Origin of the sequence: Tindallia californiensis, assembly GCF_900107405.1 — a bacterium.
Lineage (GTDB): Bacteria > Bacillota > Clostridia > Peptostreptococcales > Tindalliaceae > Tindallia > Tindallia californiensis.
Genome location: NZ_FNPV01000006.1, coordinates 272566 through 296972 on the forward strand (window position 1 = coordinate 272566; position 24407 = coordinate 296972).

26 protein-coding genes and 1 riboswitch are annotated in these 24407 nt (G+C 46.1%); of the genes, 4 read left to right on the forward strand and 22 right to left on the reverse strand.

What is annotated here, in order from left to right; translation table 11 throughout:
* Positions 1-9: 9 nt before the first annotated feature.
* Both BLV55_RS10205 and metG read right to left on the reverse strand, forming a co-directional pair.
* Entirely contained in the window at positions 10-777 is a 768-nt protein-coding gene (locus BLV55_RS10205; protein ID WP_093314026.1) for a TatD family hydrolase, read from the reverse strand.
* Between the two features lie 22 nt (positions 778-799).
* Positions 800-2818: a methionine--tRNA ligase gene (gene metG, locus BLV55_RS10210; protein ID WP_242870098.1), complete on the reverse strand. Its 2019-nt coding sequence runs from the start codon at positions 2816-2818 to the stop codon at positions 800-802.
* Between the two features lie 249 nt (positions 2819-3067).
* Between metG and BLV55_RS10215 the strand changes: the two genes are divergently transcribed.
* Both BLV55_RS10215 and rsmI read left to right on the forward strand, forming a co-directional pair.
* A complete protein-coding gene (locus tag BLV55_RS10215) occupies positions 3068-4504 on the forward strand; it encodes a nicotinate phosphoribosyltransferase (protein ID WP_093314028.1) in 1437 nt (478 codons plus the stop codon).
* A gap of 48 nt (positions 4505-4552) precedes the next feature.
* Entirely contained in the window at positions 4553-5434 is an 882-nt protein-coding gene (rsmI, locus tag BLV55_RS10220) for a 16S rRNA (cytidine(1402)-2'-O)-methyltransferase (RefSeq protein WP_278280016.1), read from the forward strand.
* Here the strand turns inward: rsmI and BLV55_RS10225 are convergent.
* Entirely contained in the window at positions 5425-6162 is a 738-nt protein-coding gene (locus BLV55_RS10225; RefSeq protein ID WP_093314033.1) for a tRNA1(Val) (adenine(37)-N6)-methyltransferase, read from the reverse strand. The genes rsmI and BLV55_RS10225 overlap by 10 nt on opposite strands.
* Positions 6159-7058 (reverse strand): PSP1 domain-containing protein, encoded by a 900-nt coding sequence (locus BLV55_RS10230; protein ID WP_093314035.1) that lies wholly within the window; start codon positions 7056-7058, stop codon positions 6159-6161. Before BLV55_RS10230 ends, BLV55_RS10225 begins: the two co-directional genes overlap by 4 nt.
* A gap of 216 nt (positions 7059-7274) precedes the next feature.
* Here BLV55_RS10230 and BLV55_RS10235 point away from each other — a divergent pair, with 216 nt between their 5' ends.
* On the forward strand, positions 7275-7934 hold the full coding sequence (locus BLV55_RS10235) for a TetR/AcrR family transcriptional regulator (RefSeq protein ID WP_176968370.1): 660 nt from the start codon (positions 7275-7277) through the stop codon (positions 7932-7934).
* On the opposite strand, the gene holB is transcribed toward BLV55_RS10235, so the two are convergent.
* The 18 genes from holB to BLV55_RS10325 all read right to left on the reverse strand — a co-directional run bounded on the left by holB (position 7896) and on the right by BLV55_RS10325 (position 23295).
* A complete protein-coding gene (holB, locus tag BLV55_RS10240; RefSeq protein ID WP_176968371.1) occupies positions 7896-8954 on the reverse strand; it encodes a DNA polymerase III subunit delta' in 1059 nt (352 codons plus the stop codon). The two genes, BLV55_RS10235 and holB, sit on opposite strands and share 39 nt — an antisense overlap.
* A 14-nt stretch (positions 8955-8968) precedes the next feature.
* On the reverse strand, positions 8969-9298 hold the full coding sequence (locus BLV55_RS10245; protein ID WP_093314041.1) for a cyclic-di-AMP receptor: 330 nt from the start codon (positions 9296-9298) through the stop codon (positions 8969-8971).
* Between the two features lie 79 nt (positions 9299-9377).
* A complete protein-coding gene (gene tmk / locus BLV55_RS10250; protein ID WP_242870099.1) occupies positions 9378-10043 on the reverse strand; it encodes a dTMP kinase in 666 nt (221 codons plus the stop codon).
* A gap of 46 nt (positions 10044-10089) precedes the next feature.
* Positions 10090-11508 carry an aminotransferase class I/II-fold pyridoxal phosphate-dependent enzyme gene (locus tag BLV55_RS10255; RefSeq protein ID WP_093314042.1) on the reverse strand — a complete coding sequence of 473 codons (1419 nt, stop codon included), beginning with the start codon at positions 11506-11508 and terminating at the stop codon, positions 10090-10092.
* A gap of 57 nt (positions 11509-11565) precedes the next feature.
* Positions 11566-12063 (reverse strand): hypothetical protein, encoded by a 498-nt coding sequence (locus BLV55_RS10260; protein WP_093314044.1) that lies wholly within the window; start codon positions 12061-12063, stop codon positions 11566-11568.
* A gap of 137 nt (positions 12064-12200) precedes the next feature.
* On the reverse strand, positions 12201-12464 hold the full coding sequence (locus BLV55_RS10265; RefSeq protein ID WP_093314046.1) for a hypothetical protein: 264 nt from the start codon (positions 12462-12464) through the stop codon (positions 12201-12203).
* On the reverse strand, positions 12439-13275 hold the full coding sequence (cobK, locus tag BLV55_RS10270; protein WP_093314048.1) for a precorrin-6A reductase: 837 nt from the start codon (positions 13273-13275) through the stop codon (positions 12439-12441). The genes BLV55_RS10265 and cobK overlap by 26 nt, the downstream gene beginning before the upstream one ends.
* The gene (gene cobJ, locus BLV55_RS10275; RefSeq protein WP_093314050.1) at positions 13272-15131 is read right to left on the reverse strand and encodes a precorrin-3B C(17)-methyltransferase; all 1860 of its coding nucleotides are present in this window, start codon (positions 15129-15131) and stop codon (positions 13272-13274) included. Before cobJ ends, cobK begins: the two co-directional genes overlap by 4 nt.
* Positions 15128-15889: a precorrin-4 C(11)-methyltransferase gene (cobM, locus tag BLV55_RS10280; RefSeq protein ID WP_093314052.1), complete on the reverse strand. Its 762-nt coding sequence runs from the start codon at positions 15887-15889 to the stop codon at positions 15128-15130. Before cobM ends, cobJ begins: the two co-directional genes overlap by 4 nt.
* A gap of 89 nt (positions 15890-15978) precedes the next feature.
* Complete coding sequence (gene cobI / locus BLV55_RS10285) at positions 15979-16692, reverse strand: precorrin-2 C(20)-methyltransferase (protein ID WP_093314054.1); 714 nt, start codon at positions 16690-16692, stop codon at positions 15979-15981.
* A 22-nt stretch (positions 16693-16714) separates the two neighbouring features.
* The gene (gene cbiT / locus BLV55_RS10290) at positions 16715-17362 is read right to left on the reverse strand and encodes a precorrin-6Y C5,15-methyltransferase (decarboxylating) subunit CbiT (protein WP_143033190.1); all 648 of its coding nucleotides are present in this window, start codon (positions 17360-17362) and stop codon (positions 16715-16717) included.
* Positions 17289-17993 carry a precorrin-6y C5,15-methyltransferase (decarboxylating) subunit CbiE gene (cbiE, locus tag BLV55_RS10295; RefSeq protein ID WP_093314058.1) on the reverse strand — a complete coding sequence of 235 codons (705 nt, stop codon included), beginning with the start codon at positions 17991-17993 and terminating at the stop codon, positions 17289-17291. The genes cbiT and cbiE overlap by 74 nt, the downstream gene beginning before the upstream one ends.
* A complete protein-coding gene (gene cbiD, locus BLV55_RS10300) occupies positions 17990-19084 on the reverse strand; it encodes a cobalt-precorrin-5B (C(1))-methyltransferase CbiD (protein WP_093314061.1) in 1095 nt (364 codons plus the stop codon). The genes cbiE and cbiD overlap by 4 nt, the downstream gene beginning before the upstream one ends.
* Positions 19085-19156: 72 nt before the next feature.
* Positions 19157-19774, reverse strand: coding sequence for a precorrin-8X methylmutase (locus BLV55_RS10305; protein WP_093314063.1), 618 nt, complete (start codon positions 19772-19774; stop codon positions 19157-19159).
* Between the two features lie 4 nt (positions 19775-19778).
* Positions 19779-20678 (reverse strand): GHMP family kinase ATP-binding protein, encoded by a 900-nt coding sequence (locus BLV55_RS10310; protein WP_093314066.1) that lies wholly within the window; start codon positions 20676-20678, stop codon positions 19779-19781.
* The gene (locus BLV55_RS10315; protein ID WP_093314069.1) at positions 20675-21520 is read right to left on the reverse strand and encodes an AIR synthase related protein; all 846 of its coding nucleotides are present in this window, start codon (positions 21518-21520) and stop codon (positions 20675-20677) included. Before BLV55_RS10315 ends, BLV55_RS10310 begins: the two co-directional genes overlap by 4 nt.
* Complete coding sequence (locus BLV55_RS10320; RefSeq protein WP_093314071.1) at positions 21460-22911, reverse strand: cobyrinic acid a,c-diamide synthase CobB; 1452 nt, start codon at positions 22909-22911, stop codon at positions 21460-21462. The genes BLV55_RS10315 and BLV55_RS10320 overlap by 61 nt, the downstream gene beginning before the upstream one ends.
* Positions 22912-22923: 12 nt before the next feature.
* Entirely contained in the window at positions 22924-23295 is a 372-nt protein-coding gene (locus BLV55_RS10325) for a sirohydrochlorin chelatase (RefSeq protein WP_093314073.1), read from the reverse strand.
* A 192-nt stretch (positions 23296-23487) separates the two neighbouring features.
* A riboswitch (cobalamin riboswitch) is annotated at positions 23488-23664 on the reverse strand.
* Positions 23665-24072: 408 nt separating this feature from the next.
* Here BLV55_RS10325 and BLV55_RS10330 point away from each other — a divergent pair.
* Positions 24073-24407, forward strand: a 335-nt coding sequence (locus BLV55_RS10330) for a hypothetical protein (protein ID WP_143033191.1), incomplete at its 3' end; no start/stop codon positions are given.

Here is a 24407-nt window from a genome sequence, read left to right on the forward strand (position 1 = left end):
TGAAATGATTTATTTGATTTGAAAAAACTGTTTGGCGTTTTCCATGGTTTGATGAGCTACGGCTTCCGGGGTTATTCCCTTGGCTTGGGCAATAGCTTCGGCTACATAAGTTACCATGGCCGGCTGATTCCGTTTCCCACGATAGGGCACCGGTGTCAGATAAGGACAATCTGTCTCAATAAACAGTTTTTCGAGAGGAACCTGTTCGGCTACTTCTCTGGTTTTCCGAGCATTTTTAAAGGTAATGGGACCGGCTAAGGAAATATAGATCCCTCTTTTAACATATTCCATCGCCATCTCGGCGCTACCGGAATAGCAGTGCATGACGCAGCCGGTTTTGGCAACACCAGCTTCTTTGATCAGGTCAAAAACGTCTCCATGGGCATCCCGGTCATGAATGATGACCGGCAATTCCAGTTGTTTTGCCAGTTCAAGCTGTTCTTGAAAGCACTTTCGCTGAATGTCTCTTGGAGAAAAGTCATAATGAAAATCAAGGCCGATTTCGCCAATCGCCACTACTTTTTCATGGCGAGACCATGCTTCTAATTGTTGTAAATCATCTGCCTTTTGATTTTGAGCGTCATGGGGATGAATGCCTACGGCGGCATATATTTCCGGATAGGTTTCGGCCAGATCCAAAGCCTTTTTTGAACTCTCCATATCCGCTCCCGGATTAAGCATCAGGGAAATTCCGGCTTCCTTGGCTGCTTGAATTACCTGCTCCCGATCCGGGTTGAATTTTTTGTCGTCTAAATGTACGTGACTGTCAAAATACATAAAATATGCTCCTTTGCTTTTCCTAGCTTACAGAACTGCCATCCGGCAGGGCTTTATCCACGGTGAGAAGGCCCAGTTTTCCGTCTCCTTCTGCTGCCATAATCATTCCCTGGGATTTAATGCCCCGCAGTTTAATTGGTTTTAAGTTTTGTAGGTAAATAACGGTTTTTCCCACCAAATCTTCCGGCTGGTAATCCTGAGCAATTCCTGAAACTACCTGTCGGGTTTCTTCGCCTACCTGAAGCTGAAGCACCAGCAAACGATCTGCTTTTGGATGCTTTTCTGCCTCTTTGACAAGGGCTACTCTCAGATCAATTTTAGCAAAATCGTCAATGGTAATTTCTTCTTTTTTTTCTATCTTTTCTTCCGCCGTTTTGGTTTCTTTTGATCCACCGGAGGCTTGTTGAATTTTGTTGGCATAAGCGTCGTTATCCGCCGCCAGTTCTTTTGCTTCCTGTTCAATCTTTAGTCGCTTGAAGAGCGCTTCTCCCTTTTTCACTTTTGTACCGGCAGGAATTTTATCAAAGACTTTTGCATCTTCCCAGGTCATCAACTCACTGATCTCCTGTAGTCCTAATTGTTGTTGAATTTCTGCCGCTGTATGTCCCATAAAGGATTTAATAAGGATACTGACAATGCGGATGCTTTCGGCCAGATGTTTCAACACTGTATCTAACCGATCTTTCTGGCTTTGCTCTTTGGCTAAAATCCAAGGGGTGGTTTCGTCGATATATTTATTGGATCGGCGAACAATTTTCCAGATGCTTTCCAGAGCTTCATGGAACTGAAGGTCATCAATCAATGTTTCTACCTGATCAGCCGTGGAAACCGCCAATGTTTTCAATTCATCATCCAGGGCTTCTTTTTGTTTTTCTGTCGGTACGATGCCTTCATTATACTGTTCGATCATGGCTACCGTCCGGCTGACTAAATTACCCAGATCGTTGGCTAAATCCGAATTATACCGTTGTAGGAATAAGGTGTTGGTAAAATTCCCATCCTGACCAAAGGTGAATTCCCGCAGCAGGAAGTATTTTAAGGCATCAATTCCGTATCGTTTAATAAAGGGTTCTGGATAGACAATATTACCTTTGGATTTAGACATTTTATCTTCTCCGAAAAGAATCCATCCATGACCAAAAACTTTTTTCGGCAAGGGCAGCTCCAGTGCCATTAACATGGCTGGCCAGATAATGGTATGAAAACGCACAATTTCTTTTGCCATTAAGTGAACGTCTGCCGGCCAATATTGGTGATAGGCTTTCGGATTTTCTTCTGATCCGTAGCCCAGGGCGGTAATATAGTTGGAAAGTGCGTCCAGCCATACATAGATCACATGTTTTTCATCAAAGGGAACCGGGATTCCCCAGTCAAAGCTGGTACGGGAAACACATAGGTCTTCCAGTCCGGGTTTGAGAAAGTTGTTCAGCATCTCATTTTTTCTGGATTCCGGCAGGCATATTTCCGGATGCTTTTCATAATAGTCCATTAAAGGTTCCTGGTACTTAGAAAGTTTGAAGAAATAGGCTTCTTCTCTGGTAATATGAGCTTCCCGTCGGCAGTCCGGACATTTATGCCCTTCTTCTAACTGGGTTTCTGTCCAGAAAGATTCGCAAGGTGTACAATACCAACCTTCATACTCATCTTTATAGATATCGCCTTTATCATACAGTTGCTGAAAAATTTTCTGAACCCCTTTTTTATGAATATCGTCGGTGGTTCGGATAAAAATATCGTAGGATATTTCCATGCTTTCCCATATTTTTTTGATGTCTTCTACCATTTGATCCACGTATGCTTTTGGTTCCATTCCTTGAGCTTTTGCGGTGGACTGTATTTTTTCTCCGTGTTCGTCCGTACCAGTCAAAAATGTAACGTCATAACCCATTTCTCTTTTAAAGCGGGACATCACATCCGAAGCCACTGTGGTATACGTGTGGCCTATATGAAGTTTTCCACTGGGGTAGTAGATCGGGGTGGTGATATAAAATGTTCCTTTGTTTCCTTTGTTTCCTTGTTGCCTTTCTTTTTCCTGAATCAATGAAATTCCTCCTCTTCCATCATCGACGGTTAGTGCTTCTACTATAACGGAAATCGGCTTTGTATGTCAAGATAACCCAGTCTTCTCAGGTTTTTCAGCTTGCTTTTTTTCTTTTTCCTTTTTTCTTTTTTCCTCCTTTCTCTTTCATTGACTTTTCTCAAAGGATAAAGGATAATCAATAGTTAAGATAGCTTCCGGCAAGCCGTCGAAAAAATAAACCAAGCCATCCGGTAGAAAGTGAGGATTATTATGAGCAATCTGTCGCTATTGACAGACTTTTACCAGCTAAGCATGATGCAGGGATATTGGGATAATGGATTAGGAGAAGATGAGGTAGTTTTCGATGTGTTTTTCCGCAAAAACCCTTGTAACAACGGCTTTACCCTGATTGCCGGCGTGGAGTCGGTCATTGATTACATAGAAAATCTGGCTTTTGATGAAGCCGATTTGGATTATCTGAAAAGCGTCGGCTTTCAGGATGGATTTTTAGACAAGTTACGGCATTTTCGTTTTACCGGTACGATCGATGGTGTTCCGGAAGGTACGGTGATGTTTCCTCAGGAACCGGTGATGCGGGTGAGAGCTAATTGTTTTGAAGCCCAGCTGATTGAATCAACCATTCTAAACCTAATTAATTATCAGTCTTTGATTGCCACCAAAGCCGCCCGTATTTGTGAGGCGGCTCAGGGGGATGCGGTGTTTGAGTTTGGCCTTCGCCGAGCTCAAGGGCCGGATGCGGCGATTTTAGGTTCCAGAGCCGCCTATATCGGCGGATGTGTGGCCACTTCCAATGTGTTAGCCGGCCAGCAGTTTGGTATTCCGGTGGTGGGAACCCATGCTCATAGCTGGATTCAGAAGTTTGATTCGGAGTTGGAAGCTTTCCGGGCCTATGCCAAAACCTATCCGGACAAATGCCTGTTGCTAGTAGATACGTATAACACCTTAAAAAGCGGTGTTCCCAACGCCATTACGGTTTTTCAGGAACTCCGGCAACAAGGTTATGAACCGAAAGGAATCCGGATCGATTCGGGAGACCTGTCCTATCTGACCAAAGTTGCCCGGGAGCAACTGGATGCGGCTGGATTTCCCAATGCGGCGATTATTGCTTCCTCTGATTTGGATGAGGATAAAATTCATTCCCTTAAAATGCAAGGTGCCCGAATTGATAGTTGGGGAGTTGGCACCAATTTAATTACCTCCAGTAACTGTCCGGCCTTGGGTGGTGTTTATAAACTGGTGGCAGCGGAACAAAAGGGGGTCCTGGAACCTAAAATTAAAATCTCGGACAATCCCCAGAAAATCACGAATCCCGGCTATAAAAAAGTAACCCGTATTTATGACGAAAGCGGGCTTTTTGCTTTAGCCGACCTGATTATGTTGGAAGATGAGCAGATTGATGAAACCGAACCCCTTACCATCTTTCACCCTATTTATACCTGGAAAACCAAAACCTTCCGTCGTTATTCCTTAAAAGAACTGATGATTCCTTACTTTCATCAGGGAAAAGCGGTTTACCAGAAGCAATCTGTCCGGAATGTGCGAAGTCATGCTCAATTGGAGCTGGACAGCCTGTGGCCGGAATACAAACGGCTGCAGTTTCCTCAGATCTATAAAGTGGATCTCTCCAAAAAACTTTGGAAGCTGAAACAGGAAATGATGCATCAGCATCAACATCAGGAACCTTAAGCCTAGGATCCAACCCTGCTTCATTTCCAGCCGAGAGGATGAATGATCTTGACAACCACTGAATCCTACCGGTTCCAGGTACAGCCAGGAACCCTATACCTTTGCCCCACCCCTTTGGGAAATTTGGGGGATATGACCCTTCGTTCTCTGGAAGTGTTGAAGCAGGCTGATCTGATTTATGCCGAAGACACTCGCCGAAGCTTAAAGCTGCTGACCCATTTTGACATCCGAAAACCTCTTTTCAGCTATCACGACCATAATCGGAGGGAAAAAGAAGGAGTCATCCTGGAAGAACTGAGAAAAGGAAACACCATCGCTCTGGTTACCGATGCGGGAATGCCCGGCATCTCTGATCCGGGGACCGATATGGTGCAAGCTTGTCTACGGGAATCTTTGCCCTTTGAAGTGCTTCCCGGACCTTCTGCTATGCTGATAGCCTTAGTAGCTTCCGGCCTTTCAACAGAACGTTTTGCCTTTGAAGGGTTTCTTCCCCGGGATAAAAAGCAGCGGCGACAAGCCTTGAACAAGGCAGCGGACGACTCTCATACCCTTATTTACTACGAAGCACCTCACCGGATCAAAGCAACGCTTAAAGCCATGCTGGAGGCTTGGGGTAACCGGAAAGCCTCCCTTGGCCGGGAACTAACCAAAAAACATGAAGAATGGCGCCGAAAAACCCTAGAAGAGTTGCTAAGGGACTTTGAGGCCTCCGAAACTCCTCCCAAAGGAGAAATGGTGTTGGTGGTAGAAGGAGCTGATGAGGCGGTGCTGGCTGAAGCGGCTCGCGACGCCTGGAAGGATATCAGTCCCCAAGCCCATGTTGCCCTTCTGATGGAAGCTGGAAAAGATAAAAAAACCGCCATCAAAGAGGTGGCGGTGGTAAGAGGCATTCCCAAACGGGATGTTTACCAGCTCCTTCATCAGGACTGATAACATTCCAATAGTTCTGGCGTATAATTCCCTTCTTTGTCGTACACAAAGAGGGGTTTTTTAAGCTTTAGTTCCGGTCGGGCATTTTTCACAAACTGTACCAATACCAGGTTTGGCTTTTTATCCTGACGAGGATGAACCATCTGCATCCATTTGGCTTCCAGTCGGTTTTGCCGGGACAGGGTCATCATGTCCACCAACCGATCCGGACGATGAACCAGATAGAAGCGGCCGCCCGGTTTCAGTAAATAGGCGGTTTGTACCATCAGGTCCCATAGGGTCATCATCACCTCATGGCGGGCAATGGCTTTATCCTGCCGGGGATTCTTCAACCCATCGGCGGCCAGATAAGGTGGATTGCTCACCACCACATCAAAACTGGAAGGTGGAAAAAGAGGAGCGATGCTTTTAATATCTTCCTTTAAGACCTTAATCCGATCCTCCAACCCATTCATCTGAACATTGCGCCGGGCTCGTTCACTGGCTTCTTCCTGTATTTCAATGGCTGTAAACTGACCTTTTCTTTTTTTTCCGGCCAGCAGGATGGGGATCACCCCATTACCGGTACCTAAGTCCATTACTTGATCCCCGATCCGGATTTCTGCAAAATGACTAATCAAAACCGCATCCATTCCAAAGCAGAAGGATTTTGGATCTTGAATCAGGTGAAACCCCTGGCACTGTAAATCATCCAGCCGCTCTCCCGGTTTCAGCCATTGTTCTTTCATTTCTTATCCTCCAGCTCTTTCACTTCTTTTTCCAAAGGTTTTTCATCCAGCTGATCTTTCAGTTTCTTTTTGCTTACCAGCGTTACTTCATCGACGGAAAAACATTTTATCTCTTCCACATCATCTACTGGGTTTTTAATTTTTACCTTTAGTTTCCCGCACAGGATAACGCTTTCCGTTACTTCCCCTACGCCCAGCTCTGTTTTGACTTTACTTCCCACGGCTGGCATTCGGCGAATCATGTCGTTATAATGTTCATGTTCATAGCGTAGGCAGCAAAACAGCCTGCCGCAGATGCCGGAGATTTTGGTAGGGTTTAGGGACAGATTTTGTTCTTTCGCCATTTTTATGGTAACTGGATCAAAATCGCCCAGCCAGGTAGCGCAGCATAAGGATTTACCGCAAGGCCCGATGCCACCTAATAGTTTGGCTTCATCCCGAACACCAATTTGACGCAGTTCAATCCGAGTCTTAAACACCGATGCCAAGTCTTTCACTAACTCCCGGAAATCGATCCGTCCGTCTGCCGTAAAGTAAAATATAATTTTATTTTTATCAAACGTGAATTCTACATCCACTAGTTTCATCTCTAATTGATGGTTTGCGATTTTCTCCGTTGCCACCTGAAAGGCTTCTTTCTCTTTTTCTTTGTTTTCCTTATGCATCTGAAGATCTTCTTCCGTCACCAACCGGATCACTTTTTTCAGTGGTGCTACAATCTCTTTGTCCGTTACTTCTTTAATACCCACCACCACGTCTCCCAGCTCGGTACCACGGGCGGTTTCCACAATCACCTGATTTCCTTTTGCTACCTCCAGATCCTGGGGATCAAAATAGTAAATTTTACCGGCTTTCTTAAACCGGACACCAATCACACGATGTTTATTGTCACTCATTCTTATTTCCTCCCTGTTGCTTCTACTTTTTGCTTCTACTTTTTGCTTCTCTATCTTTTGCTTCTCTTTTTTGTTACTGCGTTTGTAGGCTTTATTCTATCAGATTTTTCTTCTGAAATCATTTTTTTCAGTGGTTTTCCCTTCTTTTTCTGTTTCTTCTTGACAAGATTCTTTCCTTTCTATTAAGATGACCCTATAGTCATGGAGGTGTTATCGATGCCAAAACCCGCTTTTTCTCGATTATCCGGAAAAAAACAGGATGCTTTTTTTGATCTGGCTTTAGAAGCCTTTGCCTACCAACCCTATACCCAAGCTTCTCTTTCAGCCCTGCTAAAAAAAGCTGGCATGGCTAAAGGCACCTTTTATCAATACTTTACGGGAAAGCTTGATCTTTACGACTATTTAGTCAATAATGTCTTTACCTTAAAGCAATTTTACCTTAAAAGTCACATGCCTGCAAACCCGGATGATTTTTTTCATGTTTTCGAAGCTTTATTACGATTGGAAACCGGTTTTCGACTTCAACACCCTTCTTTTCATTCTTTGCTGCTTTTTGCTACGGATCAGCGATTAAGCCCGCTTCCGCCCCAACAGATAGAGGAAATAAAAAACCATCATCAAAAGACATTGCATCCATTAATGGTTCGTCATCAATTAAAGGGTAGCATTGCAACGGATGCGGATGCATCTTTGGTTATTTTCTTTTGCCAGGTAATGATGGATGAATTTTATCGTTATGTCCTTCTTCAAACACAAAAGAAAAAAGAAGCTTCCTCCGAAGCTTCCGAATCCATGACATCCCAGGAAATTGCCAATGCTTCCCGACGTTTTATGAAGTTATTTCGCCGTGGTATCAGTGGCCAGCATCTTCGATAGTTCATGGCTATAGCTTGGTTCTTTCACCAACCTTACCATATTAATCAGCAAGGTTTCCACGATGAAGGCCAGATTTCCATGGAGCCTGATATCTTCCCGGCTAGTTTCCATCAATAGCTGAGCGGTCTGAAGGGATGCCCTGGTATAGCCGGCGACCTGTTTTTGGAGCCGATGTTTCTGATGCTGATGCACCAATAAATCCTCGGATCCTCCTATCAGTAAGATTTGTAAGTCTCTTAACCATTCCTGCCAAAAGTCTAAGGCCCATAAGGCTTGGCTTTTTTCTTGTTGCATAAAACTGCCTTTCTCAATTGCCAGGCCATAGCTTTTCTCAAGGATACTATCCGTTAGCTGAACAAAGGCTTTGTACTCTTCCTGATACGTTTCGTTCTCCAGCATTTCTACGGCTCTTTCCGGAATTCCATTGGCAAAAGCCGCCAGAGGAGCCGCTTTCTCCGGAGCCATTTGTTTTTCTTTCACCAAATAATGCTCTAATACCTGCCGTTCCACAGGTCGAAATACCAGGCGCTGGCATCTGGAGCGAATGGTGGGCAGTAATCGTTCCGGTGCCGGTGTTACTAAAATAAGCAATGAATGCTCCGGTGGTTCTTCCAGGGTTTTTAACAATGCATTTTGCGCCTGTAAGGTCATCGTATCCGCTTCCGGCAACACATATACCTTATGATCGCTTTCATAGGGTTTTAGGTAAATATCCTTTACCAGGTTTCGGATCATTTCCACAGTGACTACCGGCTCTTTTCCTTCTTCCTCTGAGCGAATCCATCGGAACTCGGCATGGGTTTCGGCGGCTACTTGACGACAGTCGTTACATTCTCCGCAGGGCTTTTTTTCCTGACGACACAATAGGACTGCCGCCAGCTCTTTTGCCATTTTCCGTTTTCCCAGACCGGCTGGTCCTTCAAACAAATATCCATGGGATAATTTTCCGTTTTCCAATGCCCGGCTCAGCACTTGTTTGATCGGCTCCTGACCAATGGTTTGTGTTAAAGATATGCTCACGTTTTCACTTCCTATCAATATTTATGGTATTCATCCACATCAACAACAAAAACCGTAGCGCCGCCGACCGTAACTTCTACAGGATGAGGAATAAACACACCAGTGGTTCCAGAAACTGGAGCCGGGGCTGTCAATAATTCTTTGCGAGATTTGCAGTTTTCATTGATCAGCTCTTTTACTTTCTCCACTTCCTCGTTTTCAACTCCCACTAACATAGTGGTGTTTCCTGCTTTTAAGAACCCTCCTGTGGTGGAAAGTTTGGTGACACGAAATTGATGTTCTGTTAATTCTTCTAATAATCGTTTGGCATCTTCGTCATGAACAATAGCAATAACTAGTTTCATCCTATAACCTCCTCACTTTCAATAAGGCAATTGATAATGCGTCACAGTGGGGACTCTCCACTTTTACCCTTTACCTTTTTCACTTATAAACCACCTTTATATAGTGATCAATGGTGCAGCGCATCATTTTTTGAATCCATGGAATGCTTTTATTTCCATCAATGGTAATGATTCGTTGGGGATTTTCTTCCGCCAGTTGCCGATAGCTCTGATAAATCTTTTCGTAAAAATCATGGGCCTGTTGTTCCAGGCGATCTTTCGGATCTCTTCCCTTTTTGCGGCGAAAGCTTTCTTCTGGCGTTAAATTAAACCAAAAGGTCATATCCGGCCATCGCCCCATTAGAGCCGGTTCGTTTATTTTCAGAACTTCCTCCATTCCCAGCCCCCTGCCAACGCCTTGATAGGCCAAGCTTGAATCTAGGAAGCGGTCACATAATACGATTTCTTCTCGCTGAAGGGCCGGTTGGATTACCTGACTGACATGCTGAGCCCGAGCGGCGGCATAGAGCAGGGCTTCTGTCCACGGGTGCATTTCTCCATGTTGCGGATCAAGAATAAGGTTGCGTATTTTTTCTGAAATAGGGGTGCCTCCTGGTTCCCGGGTAAGGCATACCCTATATCCCTGTTTTTCCAGATACTGTTTTAGTTGCTGCATCTGGGTAGTTTTTCCGGCACCATCCATCCCTTCCAAGGTGATAAACAACCCTTTTTTTTCTCCCATTGTTTCTTTCTGGTTTTCTGCCACTGAAAAACCCCCTCTGTTTTCCTTACTTTCTTACTTGCTTGCTTACTTATCGAAGGACGCTTATTTCTGTTTCTAGAAAATCCTGTCGCCTTTCCAACCATTGAATCAATGGTTCGGATATTTTTTCTCCTGGAAGGAGAACAGGAATTCCCGGTGGATAGGGAGCAATCATTTCCCCACTGATCCGGTTAATCGCCTGCTGCAGAGCAACCATTTCTTTCTCTGCATCCATAGCTTGTCGCAGACTAAGCACCCTCTCTGGCACTTCATGAAAAAACCCTTCTTCCCATGAGGATTTCAGATTCCGAGTCTCGACTGGGTAGTCACCTTGCTTTTTCCAGGCATCTTCCCTTACCCCTCTGATCGCTTCGACCAGTCGGTCAAAATCTTCTTTCCTATTACCAATGGTGGTAAGGGCTAAAACGCCCAGAGGATCGGCCATTTCCATCATCACCGCATATTGACTTGCCAACCGCTTATTCCATTCATACCCGCTAAGGCCGGTTCCATGCATATTGAACCAAAGACGGGTCGGATCATCTCCTGTTACCATGTCTATTTCCTGAACAGAGGCCAGTTGGCATCTGGTATTTTCAATGTTATCCAGTAGTTCTTCCATCCATGTTTTTCCTTTTTCTTCCAACATTCTCACCGCATTCTCCAGAGAAGCCATCAAAAGATAACTAGGGCTACTGCTTTGATGAATCTGTAACATCGTTTTTAACCGATGGCTATCGATCTGCTGTCCTTGCCGATGAAGGATGGAGGCCTGCGTTAGTGCTGGCAGTGTTTTATGGGTGCTTTGAACCACCAGGTCCGCACCAGCTTTTAAGGCCGTTGGCGGCATCCGGTCTTCTGCCAGAATAAAATGACTTCCATGTGCTTCATCTACCAATAACACCTTATGGTGCCGATGTAGCATTTCAGCGATCACCGTCAGATTAGCGGAATAGCCATAGTAATTGGGAGAAGTTAACAATAGTCCTTTGGCCTTTGGCCACTTTTTCAATGCTTCTTCAACGGTTTTTTCCGTTACGGCTTTTGCCAGTCCTGTTTGCCGGTCTATTTCCGGTTGAAGATACCGGGGAGTCACTTCTCCTAAAAGACAGCCATGATAAACGGACTGATGGCTGTTTCGTTGAATAATCAGCTCATCGCCAGGTTTGGCGACGGTCATGACCATGCTGTAAATCCCTCCGGTACTGCCATTTACCAGAAAAAAGCTTTCCTCAGCTCCAAAAAAAGCCGCTGCTTTTTCCTGACTTTCTTTAATCACTCCTTGTGGGTGATGCAGGTGGTCCGTACCAGGAATTTCTGTTGTATCCCAGGTAAAGGAAGGAGCCGAAAAGGGAAAAGACAGGTCTCTTTCAAAGATCTGCCCGTTTTTATGCCCCGGTGTATGAAAGGACACCGTTTTTTTCTTTTCCAGTTTTTGCAAGGCTTCCATCAATGGATGCTTTCTCATAAAGTTCCCTTATCCTTTTCTTTGGCTGCTTTTTTCAGTTTTCTTTGGCTGCTTTTTTCAGTTTTCTTTGGCTGCTTTTTTCAGTTCTTTTTGCAGTTTTCCACCAGGTTCAAAAATAACTCGGTAGGTTCTTTTTCCATCCACATACTGCAATAAGTAAATGGCATCTCCCTGAAGCCGGCAGGATAGAGCCATGGTTTTTCTGGGACGTTTCATCTGAGGGAGCTGTGACCGTATTTCTTCCAGCGGGCGTATCCACTGAATGTTTTCTTTTGGTAATTCCAGCACCATTTTATCTCTACGGCCAATCTTTTTAGAGATTCTTAGCTTTTCTCCATCCCATTCGTAGATATAGGAAGCAAGTTTTCGATTCATTAGTCGGGAGGTATAAATGGCCAGTGCCAAAATAAGTATCAATCCTCCCAATCCACCGTAGGAACCGGGTAATCGGTTGATTATGTGGACTGAAAAATTAACGGCCACCACCAGGCCGATAACGATTAGCAAAGTGGAAGAAAAGGATTTTTTTGGTTCTGAAACCGTATGTTTGATCACAATGATTCCTCCTAAAGCAAGGTATGAAACATTTTCCATCTGGTGCCATTCATAATGGAAGTTGCTGGGCACAAGTACCCTAAAGGGCACAGGTACCCTAAAGGGCACAGGTTGCCTTAAAAAAGCCCTTTACGGTATTAGCGGTAAAGGGCTTTTTTCTTCTCTTCGTAACGTTTTTTACGGCGTTCCCGCAAAGATACCACAGATGAGGAACGTGCTGTTGCCGCTGGTTTTGATGATGTTTTTGATGATGGTGCTGATCTAACAGCTACTGGTTTTTTTCTGGTCTTTCTTTTTAGCTGCTGAAAAAGAATTCGGTTTTGTAAGATCAGAAGTGCCGCCACCGGGATTAATAATAAGATCATAAAGGCAATATTAATCGTTCTTTCCACAGCTTTCACCCTTCAGCCATCCTTGGCCATTTTTTTCTATTGTACCGGATAATGACAAAATGGGCAAGAGTAACTCTTGGAGCTGTTGAAGATTTTCGGCTTTAGGAGCAGGTGGTTCCGGTGGTCGCTGGATCAGGATCATTTTTTTCTTTTCTTCCCGAACAGCCTGTATTTTTTCTTTTACACCGCCGATGGCACCACTGTCTTTGGTAACCATGCCTTCTACGCCTAGTTCTTTTAACTGAAGCCGGTTCATTTCACAACTGAAAGGGCCTTGCTGTGCAATGATCTGCCCAGGTGAAAAGCCTAATGCCAGGCATTTTTCCAGAACTTTTGGAAAGGGCATAATGCGAATAATCAGCTCTTTGCTGTTCACATACTGACAAAACACTTCTAAATGGTTGCTTCCTGTTGTCAACAACCATTTTCCGCCCATTTCTGCCATGGTTTTCGCCGCTGTTTCGTAATCCTCTACGGACAGGCAATGGTTTTTTTCTTCTTCCGAAAGACCTGGACGATGCCATCGTATAAAAGGAATCTGGCAGGCGTTGGCTTTTTCGTAAGCCATCCAGGTAATCTGATTGGCGTAGGGATGGGTAGCATCCACCAACGCCCGGATTTTTCCTTCTTCCAATAATGTTTCCAGGGAGGAAGGATGAAGGGGACCTACCTGAACTTGCGTCCGGCTTTTATCTGTTTCCTGCAACAGCAACGCCCCGCCATATTCGGTGACGGTGGTAACAATACTGGGCAGGTTCCACTGGTTGAAGGCGGCTGCAATGCTTTTCCCCTCCGAAGTGCCGGATAGCAGGAGGATCATAAGGAATACCCCCGAGCTGTCACCATCAGATGATCCTGGGTGATTTTTGTATATTCATTGCCTATAATCACCGTTGTGTTCATATCTACCTGAGCTTCTGCCAGTTTTTCCAGGGGAATTAACTGAATGGATTCTCCTTCGTTTAAGGCTTTGGTCACAATGCCTACCGGCGTTTTAGGATCTCTTAAAGCCGAAATAATTTCTACGGCTCGGTTCCATTGCTGAATTCGTTCTTTGCTTTTAGGATTGTAAAGGGCCAGCATAAAGCCAGATTCCGTTGCTTTTTGAATCCGGTTTTCGATGGCTTCCCAAGGAATCAGATGATCACTTAAACTGATGGTGGCATAGTCCTGCATCAAAGGGGCTCCTAACCGAGAAGCGGCGGCATTGGCGGCAGTGATGCCCGGTAGTATTTCAAAGGGGATCATGGGAAATTCGGCTTCCCGAAGTTCCAGCATCAAGCCTGCCATTCCATAAACGCCAGCATCGCCACTGCTGACCAACACTACCTTTTCGCCTCTGGCCGCACAGGCCAGAGCATGACGGCAACGGTCTTTTTCTTTTCGCATAAAGCTTCTGTCTTGTATCTGACCTTTTTTTAACCAAGGGCTTAACCGGTCTACATAGGGCTTATAGCCGATAATTCGTTGGGATTCTCCCAAAGCTTTTTTAACAGCACCACTGATATGTTCTCCTTTTCCCGGACCGATGCCGGCAACGGTTATTTTTCCTGCTTCCGGTGCCAGGCTAAGGGTTACGCCATTGTGGGCAAAGCGAAGCTCCGGCAAGACTTGTCCTCCTCCAGAAGCCAGGTAGGCGCAAGGAGCACTGACACTGGTGACTTTCATGTTTTCTTCCACCCAAGCGGATGCCGGGAATAGGTGCTGAACTTGCCCAATCTTATCTACAGAAAAGGTTTGAAGCGGCAATTCCCATTCTTTTGCCAAGGAAAGCAGTGCTGGTTCTTCGCCTTTGGCTTTAATGGTATTGATATTTTTAATGGCTTTTATCGATAGTCCTTGTTCTTTCAAAAATGCTTGAACAATGGTTTTCAGTTCTTCCGGGTTTTGATCTTTACGGCAACCGATCCCTAAGGACCATCGCCTAGGGATCAGTTGTAAAAGATTGACTGTGGAGGGGAGCGAAGAAGGGACTTCTCCTATCCAGATTCCCCGGCCTTCTTCTAAAAAGCCTTCCTGGGTTTCTATCTGTCGGTAACCTGCCGGCAAGGGTAGGGGAAGGGGTTCTGAGGAATACACCGGTAGGCTTTCTTCGCCTATAAGCATGGCTGCTGTCCACTTTTTAGCTGTCTCCCAATCCTCCAGAGGTGCTTGATAGGTCGCCGCCAACTGATCGATGGCTGTGATTCCCCGATTGTCCGTAGCCGTGGTAATAACCGGTTGTGCACCGGTGATTTCGGCAATTTCCAGGGTCAGTTCATTAGCCTTCCCCAGGTGGCCGGAAAGGAGGCTGATGACATGATGCCCTTGCTCGTCCATCACTAACACCGCTGGATCACTGGCTTTATGATGGATATGATCTTTGATGAACCGCAGGGCAATACCGGTTGCCCCGATAAAGATCAGTCCCTCTTCCTTTTTCATCAGTTCTGGCATCCATTGATGCAAGGTTTTTCTTTCTACTATTTTTCTTTTTATTTTTCCTTCCGATGTTTGCTCTTCCTTCGAAGCAAAAAAAACAAGGTTTTCTTCCTGCTGCCATTGCTTCTTTTCTGCTTCTGAACCTGTCTCTAGCAAAGTTTCCGGCGCATAAACAGGACTATCCGGTCGATGCTTCCGAATAGTCTGTGCTTGCGTCAATCCATGATGGGTGAAGGTAATCATAGCTGTTTTCATGATGATTTTCCCTCCCGATATTCGTGGGTAAACGCCGCATCATACAATAGGGATTCGTCTCCTTCTGCCTGAAGAAAATCACCAATGTAAATCAGTGCGGTTTTCCGGATACCGGCTTCTTCCATCATTTCAGAAAGGTTTTGCAGGCTTCCTCTAAGAATCCTTTGATCCGGCCACCCTACCCGATAGGCAATGGCTACCGGCGTTTCCGGTGCGTAGGCGGTTAAGCAGTCTTCCACCACTTGTTTCACTTGGCCGACGGAAAGAAAAAGCACTAGGCTGGCTTGATGGGCTGCCAGGGATTTAAGGTTTTCTTTTTCCGGTACCGGGGTTCTTCCAGCAACCCGAGAGATAATCACTGTCTGGCTTTTTCCCGGTAAGGTTAGTTCTTTTTTCATAGCAGCGGCTCCTGCTAAAAAGGAGCTGATGCCCGGAATCACCTGGTAAGCTACTTTTTCGATCTCCAGCCGACGAATCTGTTCCGCAATGGCTCCGTATAGGGATGGATCTCCGGTATGTAGCCGAAGTACTTCTTTTCCTTCTTTGACCCGCTGTACCATGAAATCAGTCATTTCTTCTAGATCCATGGAGGCACTGCTGGCTACTTCTGCTTCCTCCGGGCAATGCTGAAATACCGCCGGATTTACTAAGGATCCGGCATATAAAATGACCTCTGCCTGTCTGATCTTCTCGTATGCTTTAACCGTTAGCAGCTCCGGATCTCCCGGGCCTGCTCCAATAAATATAACCTGACTCATCTATGATAGGCTCCTTTCCATTTTAGGAAGATATCGCATTCTTTTTGGTGATGTGTTTGTAGCGATCTTTTTTTCAAAGGTGCTTGTTGTTAGTCCTTGCCTTTTTTGACTTTAAGCAAGGCTACGGACATATAGGGTAGTGAAGGGTCTTTAAGAATTTCAATGTCCTGACTGAGGCTTTCTTCTTTGCTTCCCAGCCGAGAAGCCAGGGAAAAACAGATGCGGTCTTGGCGAGGTTTGAGCCATTTGTAAAGGGCTTCCCGACAGGCGGATACTTTTAACAGGGCTATATTATCTGTCATCCGTTCCAATTGGTGAATCAAAGCTTCTTCACTTTCTGTTCCAGGCCAGATCAATAGTCCTTCATCTTCTTCTGTTAAAGGCAGGTTGAGGCTGGCGGCGGCGGCACTGGGGGCACTGATGCCTGGAATGGTGCTTACCTGATACCCCATCTCCTGCAAGGTTTTCATCACATAGCTGTAAGTGCTGTATAGCAATGCATCTCCTAAGGTAATCATCACCGCATTCTTGCCAGTCTCCAAAACCTCTGCTATTTGGTGGCTTTGTAATAAACGCTGGGCTTTTCGTTCTTCCGGATTGGAAGTCATTTGGGAAAGCAGGGGAATCACCCGAGTTTCGGCGGAAATCCAGGGTTCTATAATTTGAAGTGCCGCACTTTGAGAGCCGATTTTAGTGACTGGATAGAAAAGTACTTCTGTCTTTTTTATGACATTAATGGCTTTTAGCGTCACCAGCTCCGGATCTCCCGGACCAACGCCAATGCCGGTTAAGATTCCTTTCATTGGCCTTCTTCCTTTCTATGGATTACGTGTCTGTGGGTTGCGTGGCAGGGAGAAGATCGGCACAAAAGATGGTCACCGGATTCTCTGCCTGAGCCATCATGTATCCAGCTCTGGGAACATACCTGGTAATACCGGTTTGCAGGATCTTCAGGTTGGTAAAGGGCGATGACTGAAGCCTTATTTTTGCCTGAGTCATGGTTTCCAGGGTGACGGCTGTTATAAGGATTTTTCCGCCTGGCTTCATTTTTTCAGGAAGCTGGTTCAGAATTTCTTCCAAGGCACCGCCGGCACCGCCTATAAACACCCGGTCCATTAGGGGTAAGTCTTTTATTTCTTTTTCGCCTCGTCCTTCTATTAAGGTGACGTTTTTGATGGCAAACCGTTGAAGGTTTTCTCTGGTCAGTTCAAGGGCTTCCCTTTTTTGCTCTAAGGCCAATACCTGACCAGACCTGTTCATTCTTGCCATTTCCACTGTTACGGATCCACTGCCACAGCCTAGATCTAACAGGGTCATGCCGGGATGAATCTGTAGCATCGCCAGAAGGGTCCACCGAATTTCCTGCTTAGTCATCGGTGCTTTGCCCCGAAGAAAGGCTTCATCCGGAAGGCCTGGTGAGGGAATCCATTGCCAATTTTCGATGTTGCAAGTGTTTGATAATTGTTGCGTCAAGACTGATCACCGCCACATTCATTTGATAAGGCGCCTGCTGAATTATCTCTGCCGGTGTGCCCAGCAACAGGCGCTGATGTTTATATGAAAGATTCTCACCAACCGCCATATAAGCTTCTGCATGGCCGGCATCCAGCAATTCTTTTGCTAGAAGGTCCGGAGAACTGCCGGCGTCGGTGAGTAGATTGATAAAAAAGTGGTGCCGCAGAACATCCATCCACTGGTGGCGGCGCCCATGCAAACTAATGACAGGGCCGTTGGTCCAGGGGAGCTGAAGATGACTTAGAAACAGCTGGATGGAGCTGATCCCGGGCACCAGAATGAGGGCATTAGGATCGAAATACCGGTGCAGCACCGGTACCAGGCTATGACATCCCGTATCACCCGAGAGCAATAGGCCTGTTTGTCCTTCAGGGTTTTGTTGCATTTTTTCCTGAAGCTGATGGCACCACGCTTTTAATTCGCCCCGAAGCGGAAAGGTTTCCACTTTTTCAGCGGAAAAGGCTTCAGCGCTTTCAATAAGCCGGGCTCCTCCGGCCAGCAGGTCACATTGTTTTAGTGCCTCTTTTGCTGCCGGTAACAGGTAATCCGGATGGCCCGGACCCATACCGATAACAAAAATCTTTTTCATGGGGTCATCACCTCCAGGATATTTTTTGCCTGAGAACACATTCCCAGAATTCCTTCTTCATAAGAAAATAAGATGGTGCCTACCTGCACCTGTTCTCCAGTGCGAGCAGCGGCTTTTTCTGTAACGCTCTGGCTCAGATGATCAAAAAAACCAGCTGGCCCTTGTTCTTTGATCAGTCCGGCGGCTTCCTCTACCGTATTGGCCCATACCACGGCCTCCAGCAGAGAATAGGGGGCTTGCTGTTTTACCAGGTGTGCGGTTAATATTTCCAGTCTTCCATCCGCCACTTTGCTGTGAAGATGAAAAATCCCGCCGGCTATTTTGACCAGTTTTGCAATATGCCCCACCAGCAACAGGCTTTCTATTTGTTGTTCTTCTGCCTGCTCCAGTAAGGTATCGGGAAAATTCCCGAATTTAAGCATTTTTTCTTTCGGCAGTCCTAAGGTGTGCTCTGCCATATCCCGGCCATGATTTCCCGGAACTCCAATCCATTGAAGGTTGCCATCGGCCGCCATGACACGACATTCTATCTCCAGGGTTTTGATCCAGGCGTCGGTAGACATGGGCTCCACAATACCGGTGGTTCCAATAATGGAAAGACCGCCTTCGATACCAAGCCGTGGATTAAAGGTTTTTTCAGCCAGTTTTTTTCCTCCCGGTATGGACAGGGTGATATCCGCCCCTCGCTGGTAGCCGATGATTTCCCGTACGGCTTCGCTGATCATTTTTCGAGGAACCGGATTAATGGCTGGCTCTCCCGGTGGGATGGGAAGTCCTTTTTTTCTTGCAATCCCAATTCCTTCGCCAGCAAGAAGGCGGAGGGTGGCATCCTGACGCCAGGCTACGGTGGCCATGATTTTAGCTCCATTGGTAATGTCCGGATCGTCACCGGCATCTTTTATAACATAGCAGGAACTGGTGGTTGCTGTATATTCGGAACCCAGGATCTCAAAAGATTTTTCTTCTCCCTGTAATATCAGAGAAGCGTGGGTAACCGCCTGTTGCTCCAACAACATGGTTGCCGCTGCTTTGGAAGCGGCGGCGGCACAGGCTCCTGTGGTAAATCCTTTTTTCAGATGCTTTTTTGCCATTTCATCACAACCCTTGGAGTAATAGGGAACTCATCCTGTTTAACACTTCATTGTCTTTTTCATTGTGCTTTTTCATTGCCTTTTCAATAGTGCGTTCACCATTGCAGCGGCTACGGTACTGCCACCTTTTCGGCCCTGGACGGAAATACTGGGTACATCGTAATTCAGTAACATTTCCTTGGATTCGGCGGCTCCTACAAATCCTACGGGGGCACCGATCACCAGCTGAGGAGTTATTTGTTGCCGATCCATCAGTTGACATAAGCGAAACAGGGCTGTTGGTGCGTTTCCAAATACATAGATACTGGTGTCCGGATCTTCCACTGCTTTTTCCAGAGCCAGGGCAGAACGGGTGCGTCCCTGTTCTTTAGCCAAGGCGGCCACTTCCGGATCATCTACCAGGCAATAGCCTTCCATGCCCAAAGCTTTTAGTTTTCGCTTATTAATCCCGGAAAGAGCCATTCGGGTATCTGTATATATTTTTTTCCCCGGCTGAAAAACCGATTCCGGCCGAAAGCCTTCCGGCCAATGAAAATGCAATAAATTTGCGTAGGTAAAATCCGCCGTTGTATGAATCACCCGCAGGATCATATCTTCCATTTCCGGATGCGATAAAGGTTCTGTTAACTCTGATCGGATAATCTGAAAGCTTTTTTCTTCAATTTTTTCTGGATTCCATTCGATTTCCATCTGCTTATTTCTCCCTCCGTATGCCGCCAGCAATCATTTGATGCCGTCGTGGTGGCTCGTAATGATGCCGGCAGGATAATACTTGCCATCCTTTAGAAAACCTTTCTTCATCTAAAGCTTCCGGTTCAAATAAGAGGCCAAGGGTACTGCCGCTATGAGAAACATTCAGGCCTAGGCCTCCGCTCTCCAAGGCTAAGTCCCGAATTTCCCGAAGGCCTGGCTGTGGATAAAAAGCTTCATTTCCCATGGCACTGATCCAAGCTGCTTTTGCCAAAAGGGAAGGATTTTTTTCCCGGATGCCTTTTTGAAACAAGGTCAGGGCTTTTTCCATTTCTTTTTCGTAGGCTTTACGTTTTTCAAAATGGTCTGGTTTTCTGGAACTAGCCGTCGCAATGCCTTTTTTACCTTCCAGGATCAACAGTTCCAAAGGTGGTGGCTCCTGTTCGAAATAGACACTTACTTCTCCTGTTAAGGGATCCATCAGGCAGGTTTTAGGGTGAATAATGCTATCCGTAGGTTCCAACTGAACGCAGAGTTCCGTCAGTTTTTCAGGTGTTAAGTTCATGCCAAACCAGCGTGCTACTCCATCCGCAACAGCGGCCAGATCGGCGGTGGAACTGGCCATGCCCTTTGCCAGAGGCAGGGGTGATTCCAGCTTTAACCGAAAGGAGCGCCGGTCTTTTTCCGAAGCTTTCACTTCTTCAAAAATAAGCCCCATCATCTGAAAGGCCCTGGGGCGATGGCGTTTTAACCACTGATGATCCTCCAGCCCATTACCGGTTTCTTCCAGCCTTACCCGACTAAAACGGTCGATGGCATAGGAGATCAGTTTTTCTCCTCCCTGCATCCAGCCTTGCATCCATTCGCCACAGGAGCCGGGGCAGGCGGAAATAATCTGTTTCATGAGGATGCTCCTTCCAGCTTCCCTAATCGTTGAAAGGCATTGGCTGAAACAAGTCCTTCTAATCTTGTTGCTGCTTTGGCTTCCAGGGAAAGAATCACGCAGGTGGAGGGCCCTCCACTCTTTTCCAGCGGGATATCCAGTCCTTTTTCCCAGCGAATTTTCACGTTGGCGTTGCCAGCCAACAGGCCGGCTTCATGTTTAATGCCTTTGGAACCGACAGGAATCATATCCTTTACTTCTGGCTGCTCCAGCAGTTGTTGAACGCTTTTGACAGAGGCAATCTCCGGATCAAAGGGCTGAAGAATTTCATTGCCTACTTTGGGCACTCCCAGTAGCCAGAGTTCGTGGCCCGGCCGTGAGCGATCCAGTCGCAACCTATCCGTGGCGGCTCTTCCGATCACAGTGATTCCCATGGCCGTTTGCACCATGGGGAAGTTTTCTTCTGTACTGCCGTTTAAAGTGGTCATTTCCAGCTTCGCCTCTTCCAGAAAGCGACGAATGCCGTCGTAGATCCTTTTCCCCGTTGGTTCCCATTCAACGGAAAGGGTGTCGATAATCACCGTGGGAGTGCCTCCCAGGGTCAACATTTCCATAATCGCTACCCGACTGGTATAATAGCCAGTGATTTCCGGTGGTACCCGTACCAAATCCTTTTCTTTATCGCCCACCCCGCCGCAGGAATCGCAACTAACCAGCAGGTATTCCTCTTCTGAGAGAGGTATCATCGTTACATCCCGCCGCTTTTTTTCATAGGGATTCTTCTTGATGTTCATGCTGATATTCATGCTTCCGATCCTTTCTGTACCATCAGTGGTTGCCATTTCTTGATTTTTTTCAGCCATTCCATCACGTACTCCGGATTCGAGGGAAAGAACACATGAGGAAAAGCGCCAAAGGTTTGGTGCCTAGTCAGTCCACAGCTCCATTGCCGTGGTTGGGAAGGATCTTCCGGACCCTGCATTTTGGTGACATGAATGACTTGATTGGCTTCTGAGTCTACTACGCCACGATGAAATTCGTGACCGGAAGCCTGAATTTCTTTGGTGAAAAAGCCGTTTTTTGTATCGGTACGAATATTCCCATAACCGAACCGTTGAAGTCGTTCCGTCATACGGGCTTTTCCCGGCAATACCCCGGCCATTTGCCAGGTTTTTCCCTGAAAATCTGTCAGGCTTTCACAAAGGTATTGAAACCCTCCGCATTCTCCATAAATTGGCAGGCCGGCTTTGGCTTTTTCCAACAGGGAGTTTCGAAAGGAGTGGTTTGCTTCCAGTGCTTCTCCAAACATCTCCGGAAATCCGCCGCCTATATAGAGGGCGTCCAATGCTTCCGGAAGTATTTCGTCTTTCAGAGGGCTTACGGGAATTAGTTGAAACCCCTGTTCCCGCAACCAGTCCAGGTTTGCCGGATAATAGAAATGAAAGGCCTGATCCTTTGCAATGCCCAGGCGAAGATGAGGCTGGTTTTCTGTTGAAAAAGCCTGAGGCTTTCCTTCTTGTTCTTCCAGCTTCCCTGCCACTTCCAGTAATCTTTGCAACGATAGGTTTTTCCGGGCAGATTCAGAGGCACGCTGGATGGTTTCCATGGCCGCATCCACCTCAGCGGCAGGAACCAGCCCCAGATGCCGACTACTTAGATGAAGCTTTTCATCTTTCGCCATCCATCCCAGACAGGGAACTCCCAGATCTCTTTCAATCGGTTTTTTGATCAGTTGATAGTGTTTTTCACCGGATATCCGATTCACAATGACTCCAGCTAAGGAAACAGAGGGATCATAGTCCCGATAGCCCTGAACCATGGCCGCCGCACTGGTGGACATACCCGCTCCGTCGATAATCAGGATTACCGGCAAATTCAATAGCCGGGCAATCCAGGCCGTGCTTCCGTTTTCTTTCCGACTGCCTAACCCGTCATACATTCCCATAACGCCTTCTACCACCAGTACTTTTTCTTTTTCTGGTTTTTTCGATTTCGAGAGATCCGAAGCTCCAGGATGCTGAAGAAGCTGTTGAAATTGTGCTTTCACCCCTTCATCTCCCATTAAGCAGCTATCTAACTGGTAAGAAGGGTTCCGGGTAACGATTTCGTGAAACTGAGGATCAATAAAGTCCGGCCCCACTTTACACGCCTGTACGTCAAAGCCTTCATCTTTCAAAGCTTTCAAAAGAGCCAGGGTAATGGTCGTCTTCCCGGCGCCACTATGGGTGGCCGCCAGCACAAATCCTTTTGCCATAAAGTTGCCTCCCTACTTTACCTTTTGAATTTGATCTAAAAGAATATCCGCCATTCTAGGGTCATCACCAATCACATCTGTGGTCTTAAAGGTAAGCTTAGGATACTTTTGCTGCAGGGCTTCAATGGCTTCCGGCAAGTCGTGTTGCATATGATGACCGGCAAACAGGAAGAAGGGTGATACAACCATTTCTTCGGCCCCTTCCTGAATCAGCTTTTCTGCCGCTTCTTCAAAGGTGGGTTTTGCAAATTGAAGAAAGCCGTAGCCAGTTAAAGGAAAATGGCCTTCTGATTTTTCTTTGACTGCCTCTGCCAACTTTTTCACCGTATCACAGGTTTCGGGTACTCGGCTTCCATGAGCCAAAATTAACAATGCTTTTTTCATTGAATAACATCTCCTTTATAGTGACCATTGATAATGGATCGTTGATGATGGATACACGTTTTCCATATTTTTTTGTCTGTGTTGGTTAGATGCCTGTGCTGCTTCTTATAGCAAAACAAAACACATACCGTCGAAAAAGACGCCATGTGTTCGAAATAGTTCTCACCCCATGGGCCCTTCCCTCCGAAGGGTTTGGTGCATTATTTTCAGGCTGGTCTCCTGGCTTGTGCTTCCTGTTACTCACGACGCCTTCCCAAAAAAATTCGGTGGCCAGTGTCGTTTTCATCCACACTTACAGTAGCGGGGGCTGCAGGGGATTTTCACCCCTTTCCCAATTCAGTCTATCATACCTGAAAAATATTTAATTTCCCATCAACAAAGATCATTCTCCATCAATAAGCTTCATTATATCAGAAGCCCTTGTTCGTCACAAGAAAAAGTCCGTTTCATTTCCCTTCATTAATTCTCATCATCAAAGGAAAGTTTGGAGCATATATTCTCCATTCTGTCGTCCTACCTCCTTTTCCACCCCTCATAGTCTCCATTTCTGGTCAAGCAGTAAGACCCTGGACCTAGGGATGTTTAAAACGGCAAAAACTCGACAAATTTTGTCTATATAAATGACAAATTTTGTCCAGACACCTAGACATTTTTATGGTACTGTGTTTCTTTGAAAGGAAAAATTGCTAGTTGAAAAGGAGAGATCATCATCGCTAGCTTAGCCGTTATATTTCTTTTCCTGTCACCAACAAATACAAATATTTAGGAGGAACCTTTATGATAAAACGAATGATTGCTTTTACTTTACTGCTCAGCCTATTGCTGAGCAGCCCCATCTATGCCAGTGAAGAAAGGCCGTTATTAATTGCGCTGGAAAACAGTGTATTGGAAGGGCCAGATGGTGAGACCCCCATCGAAGATGTGACCATTATCGTTGATACAGATTGGTCTTCTTACAACAATTTCCAAGTTACCTGGACCATGCCAACAGGAACACCGGTGGAAATCAACAGTGAACTTTATCCTTCCAGTCGTAGCATTGAGGAGGAGCATTTTCTGGTAGGGGAAGCGTCTTCCCATGGTCACCACTATCATACGAATCTAATGCGGGT